This window comes from Mesonia profundi (genome assembly GCF_031085155.1).
In the GTDB taxonomy this organism is placed as follows: Bacteria; Bacteroidota; Bacteroidia; order Flavobacteriales; family Flavobacteriaceae; genus Mesonia; species Mesonia profundi.
The window spans coordinates 1-5703 of record NZ_JAVHUL010000067.1; the positions used below are offsets into that span (position 1 = coordinate 1).

A 5703-nucleotide genomic window follows, 5' to 3' on the forward strand; every position below is an offset into this window, starting at 1 on the left:
TCTTCTGGTACCCACTCTTTTCTGATGTTTTCATATACACCCGGTTTTTGTGTATCGCTATTTTAGGACGGGACATATATAGAAAACAAAAAACCCGCTATGATAGCGGGTTTTTTAATATTTATAATTGCTAGAACTCTCTATTTTACTTCTTTAATTAAATGTACATATACTGGAAAGTGGTCACTATACCCTCCAGAAAAACCACCATCAGAAAAACTTCTATAAGGATAGCCTTTATACTTTCCTCTAGGAGTGCTTAAGAATTGTGGGTTAAAAACCCCCGCTTTGTAAAAACGATACGAAGAGTAGTCTTTTTCAATTAAAGGTTTGGTCATAATCATTTGGTCAAATAAATCCCAACTGTCTCTATAAGCAATAGTTCCTATACCTTTCTTTTGCATATTTTCCATAGGATTATATAAGCCTTTTAATTCTACTTCCTCCATTTCCGCTTTAGCGCCTAACACCTCTTTAACACTTGTATTGTAAGGGCCATCGTTAAAATCTCCCATGGTGATGATTTTTGCATAAGGATCTATAGCTTGCAACGAGTCTATAATCTTTTTATTAAGGGCAGCCGCTTTTTCTCTTTTAAATCTACTTTTTGCTTCCCCACCACTTCTAGAAGGCCAGTGGTTCACAATAAAGTGAATCATATCACCATCTAATTTACCAGAAACCACCAATTGATCTCTTGTTAAAACCCTTTTCTCTGGGTTGTCACTGTAATACATTAATAATTTATGAGAATTGGTGTGGGTAGGTTTAAATAATTCCTTTTGATACAATAAAGCCACATCAATTCCCCTTATATCTGGAGAATCTTTATGAATGATTCCGTAATTATAAGGAAGCATATCTTTCTGGTTGGCTAAGTCTTCTAACACTTTTCTGTTTTCGACCTCGCAAACTCCAACTACTGCAGGCGCATTTTTAGAAACATCAGCTCCAATTTGTGGAATCACATAGGTCATGTTTTTTAATTTTTTCTGATAAACCCCTTCCCTTAGACCTTCACTCATTTCCATAATAGGAGAGTACTCATCTTTGATGGTTTTATCATTCTCTGCATCAAAGAGGTTTTCTAGATTGTAAAAAGCAATGGTGTTTACTTTAAAGTTTTTTTCTTCTTTGCTGCTAGTCTGACTTGTTTGCTGGGTTGACCTACAGCTTACCATAAATAAAATGGCCGCTAAATACAATAGTTTATTCATAATGGTTATATTATTTAAACATCAAATCTCACTCAAAAGAGTTGACAAATTTAGGTTTTATTAAGAAAAAATGTACATTTGTTACTGGAAAATTATGTTTTCTTATCTTAATTAAGTATTAATCAATATTTTAGAAATGAAAAAGGGTTTTATTCTTTTTGCTCTATTACTTTTTTCTGCAATTTCTTTTTCTCAAACGAACATTGTAGGGAGCGTAGTAGGTGCGACAACTAATGAAAATCTGCCTGATGTTGAGGTTGTTATTGAACGTAGTAACCTATCTGCAATGACGAACGCTTCTGGTGAATTTAACTTTAGTGCTTTTGAAGTTCCTCTGGGGGAGCAAATTGTAACTTTCAGCAAGGATGGGTATATCTCTAAGCGGTATCCTATAATTGTGAATGAAAATAAAACCTTAGATTTGGAGGTCATCTCTTTAAAAGTTGACATTAACGAAGAAAATTATCAAATCAATACCATTAGTCTATCTGATAACGAGTTGAGTAGTGACGAAAGTGCAGCCGATAACTTGTCTGGTTTACTGCAAGCCTCAAAGGATGTTTTTTTAAATGCTGCGGCATACGACTTTAGTGCTACCTTCTTTAAGCCTAGAGGATATGATTCTCAATACGGAAAAGTTCTTATTAACGGAATCGAAATGAACAAAATGTATAATGGTAGACCACAATGGGGTAACTGGGGGGGCTTAAACGACGTTATGCGTAACCAAGTATTTACGATGGGACTTTCTGCCAGCGAAAATACATTTGGTGGCTTAGCAGGAACTACCAATGTGATTATGAGAGCTTCTCAATATCAAAAAGGGGGGCGTGTCTCTTACGCTTCTTCTAATAGAAGTTATACTGGAAGAGTAATGGCTTCTTATCACTCTGGTCTTACCGATGGAGGTTGGGCTTATAGCTTTTTAGCTTCTAGAAGATTTGGAGAAGAAGGTTTTAATGATGGTTCTTTATATGATGCCAATTCATTTTTTGCTTCCGTAGAGAAAAAAATCAATGAAAATCATAGTTTAAATTTAACTGCTTTTTATACGCCTAATAGAAGAGGGAAGTCTTCTCCTAATACACAGGAGGCTTTTGACTTAAAAGACATTAGCTATAACTCGTATTGGGGAAAGCAGGATGGAGAAATCAGAAATTCAAGAATTAAGGAGATTGAAGAGCCAGTAATTATGTTAAACCATTACTGGGATATTTCAGATAAAATAAAATTAAATACCAACGTAGCTTACCAATTTGGTAAAACAGGAAATAGTAGATTGGGGTATGATAACGCTCCCAATCCAGATCCTACCTATTACCAAAAATTACCGAGTTACTTTTTAGCAAATCCAAATGGAGCTGACTATGCGGGAGCATACCATGCTACACAATCTTTTCAAAATGACGGACAAATTGATTGGAATGCGATGTACGAAGCGAATATCTTTAGTGGAGGAAATTCTAAATACTACTTATATGAAGATCGTAACGATGATAAGCAGTTAAGTGTGAATACCATTTTAACTTCAGATATTACCAATAACATCACCTTAAATGGATCCTTAGGTTATAAGAGGTTAAGCTCTCATAACTTTGCGAATATGATAGATTTATTAGGAGGAAGTGGGTATTTAGATATTGATACCTTTAATCAAGGAGATGCTGCTCAAAACAACTTAGAGAATCCTAACCGAGTTTTAGGCGAGGATGATACCTTTAAATATAACTATGAGTTAGATGCCTCTGTGTATAATGGTTTTGCTCAGGCTCAATTTAACTATAGTAAAGTTGATTTTTACGTAGGCGCAAATTTAGAAAAAACTACCTACCAAAGAAACGGATTGTATAGAAACGGAAGTTTTGAAAACAACTCTTTAGGCAAAAGTGAAGAACTAGATTTTACTACCTACGGGATAAAAGCAGGCGCAACTTATAAAATTACAGGACGTCACTTAGTAACGCTTAACGCAGCTTACTTTACCGATGCACCAACCTTAAGAAACTCGTTCTCTAACTCTAGGCAAAATAACAGTACAGTTATTGGGCTAGAAGAAGAGACGGTTAAAAATGTAGATTTAAGTTATGTGTTTAGATCTCCTAAGGTGAAAGCTAGACTTACAGGATATTACACTAAAATGGAAGACGCTAGTGAAATTTCATTTTACTATGCAGATGGGATTTCTGGTTTAGGTAGAAATGTAACTACTGCTTTTGTGCAAGAAGTACTAACCAATGTAGACAAAAGACACCTAGGAGCAGAATTGGGAATTGAAGCTCAAGTAACGCCAACGATTAAATTAAAAGGAGCGGCATCTTACGGACAGTATGTGTACGACAATAATCCAGATTTATACCTCACTTCAGATGATTTCCAACAAGAATTAAATTTCGGAAAGTCGTATCTTAAAGATTATAAAATTGCCGGAGGTCCTCAACAAGCTTATCAAATAGGTTTTGAATATAGGGATCCTGATTACTGGTGGTTTGGAGCAACTTCCAACTTCTTTTCTAATGCGTATGTAGATGTTTCTCCCATCACAAGAACTAAGAATTTCTATACAGATTTTGATGGAGCGCCATTTAATGATTACGATCCTGCAGTAGCTAGAGAGTTGTTGAAGCAAGAAAAATTTGATAGCTACATGTTAGTGAATGTAGTAGGAGGGAAATCTTGGAAAATAAATGAGTATTTTGTAGGCTTCTTTGCTACCATCAATAATGTCTTAGATAAAGAATATAAAACAGGTGGTTTTGAGCAGGGTAGAAGTGCGAACTATAGAACCATATCAGAAGACGTGGGGAATCAAAAAAGAGTATTCGGACCTAAGTACTGGTACGGGTATGGAACCACTTATTACTTAAATGTTTACGTTAGATTTTAAAAAATAAAATTATGAAAAATATCAATAAAATTTTTACAGTTAGTTTCCTGTTTCTTGCAGGTTTAGTGGTGACATCTTGTGTGCAAGATGATGATTTTAATACCCCAGAAGTGACTTATGAAGAGCCAAACATAGATGTAAATACAACGATATCTTCGGTTAAAGAGATGTTTGGAGGATTTAATTCAGTGAAGATTGAAGCAGGAGATGATTCAGACCAAGCTTTGTATTTAGAAGCTTATGTAGTTTCTAGTGACAAGTCTGGTAACTTTTACAAGACCATTGTGATTCAAGATAGCCCAGAAAGCCCAGCCGCAGGGATTTCTATTTCTACAGAAGCTACAGACACGTATTTAACCTATGATGTAGGAAGAAAAATCTACTTTAGGGTAGACGGTCTTTACGTTGGGCAGTATGCAGGGTTGCCTACTATTGGAACCGATGAAGGTGCAGATGTAGGGAGAATTGGAGTAGATGAGTTTTATGAGAGAATATTGCGCTCTAATGATAAAGTAGAGATGATTCCTACCGTAATTTCTATTGCTGATATCTCTACTCAATACTTGAATACCTTAGTACAGTTTGAAGATGTACAATTTCCTGAGGGACTTCTAGGGCAGTCTTTTGGAAATGTAGACGATACATTTAGCGTAAATAGAGATATTGAAAACTGTGAAGGAGAAACAACTGTTATGAGAATAAGTGGTTTTTCAGATTTTAAAAATATGGTTTTGCCTGAAGGGAGTGGTTCTTTAACTTCTGTTTTGAGTGTTTTTAATACGACTTACCAATTAACTTTAAGGGATGAGAACGATGTAAATTTTGATGGTGAAAGATGCGAAGAAGATGGAGATGGTGACGGACCAGTGGATACTACAGGAACGGTATCACTTCCTTATAGTGAAGATTTTCAGGCAGAAACTGCGGGAGTAGGAGTGCCGCTTAATATTGATGGTTGGGTAAATGTAAATATCAACGGAGGAGAAAGAGTTTTTGACATTAGAGATTTTGATGGTAATAAATATACACAAACCTCTGCTTTCAATGCAGATGAAAATCCGTATGAAGTTTGGTTGGTAACACCAGGCGTAGATTTAACCACTATATCTTCGGCTACTTTATCTTTTGGTACCAAAGATGGTTATTATAATGGTGAAGCTTTAAAAACATATGTTTCTACTGACTTTACTGGAGATCCTGAAGCAGCTACTTGGGAAGAATTAACAGGTGTTAATTACTCTACGGGAAATGCAGACGGTTATGCAGATAATTTCTTACCCTCTGGTGATATTGACTTATCTGCATACGCAGGACAAGTGGTTTACATAGGTTTTGAATATGCTGGAGGTTCAAGCAGCGTAACTACTACTTACCAGATTGATAATCTTAGCATAACTGAAAACTAGAAGTTTAAACTTCTATATAATTATTCACGAAATACATCACAACAAAAAGTCCGCTTCTGTTTGGAAGCGGACTTCTTGTTCTTATTAAATTCAATTGACTTATAGTTTGAGAACAGTTAATTAAACCCGTTGTGCATTTTAAATAATACTGATTTTTATGTTATTGATGTTTCTATTAAATATAAATCTATTGATA

General features: G+C 35.3%; 3 protein-coding genes. 2 read left to right on the top strand and 1 reads right to left on the bottom strand.

Annotated features, from left to right (window positions below; translation table 11 throughout):
- Window positions 1-140: 140 nt before the first annotated feature.
- Window positions 141-1217, bottom strand: coding sequence for an endonuclease/exonuclease/phosphatase family protein (locus RBU60_RS13985; RefSeq protein WP_308865682.1), 1077 nt, complete (start codon window positions 1215-1217; stop codon window positions 141-143).
- A 136-nt stretch (window positions 1218-1353) separates the two neighbouring features.
- Between RBU60_RS13985 and RBU60_RS13990 the strand changes: the two genes are divergently transcribed.
- Together RBU60_RS13990 and RBU60_RS13995 are read left to right on the top strand one after the other, a co-directional pair.
- Entirely contained in the window at window positions 1354-4101 is a 2748-nt protein-coding gene (locus RBU60_RS13990) for a carboxypeptidase-like regulatory domain-containing protein (protein WP_308865683.1), read from the top strand.
- A gap of 11 nt (window positions 4102-4112) precedes the next feature.
- Window positions 4113-5507, top strand: a complete 1395-nt coding sequence (locus RBU60_RS13995) for a DUF5689 domain-containing protein (protein WP_308865684.1) — start codon at window positions 4113-4115, stop codon at window positions 5505-5507.
- Window positions 5508-5703: the final 196 nt, after the last annotated feature.

Coding starts and splice junctions, on each gene's coding strand:
- RBU60_RS13985 (WP_308865682.1), bottom strand. CDS start 1,217: ATGAATAAACTATTGTATTTAGCGGCCATTTTATTTATGGTAAGCTGT.
- RBU60_RS13990 (WP_308865683.1), top strand. CDS start 1,354: ATGAAAAAGGGTTTTATTCTTTTTGCTCTATTACTTTTTTCTGCAATT.
- RBU60_RS13995 (WP_308865684.1), top strand. CDS start 4,113: ATGAAAAATATCAATAAAATTTTTACAGTTAGTTTCCTGTTTCTTGCA.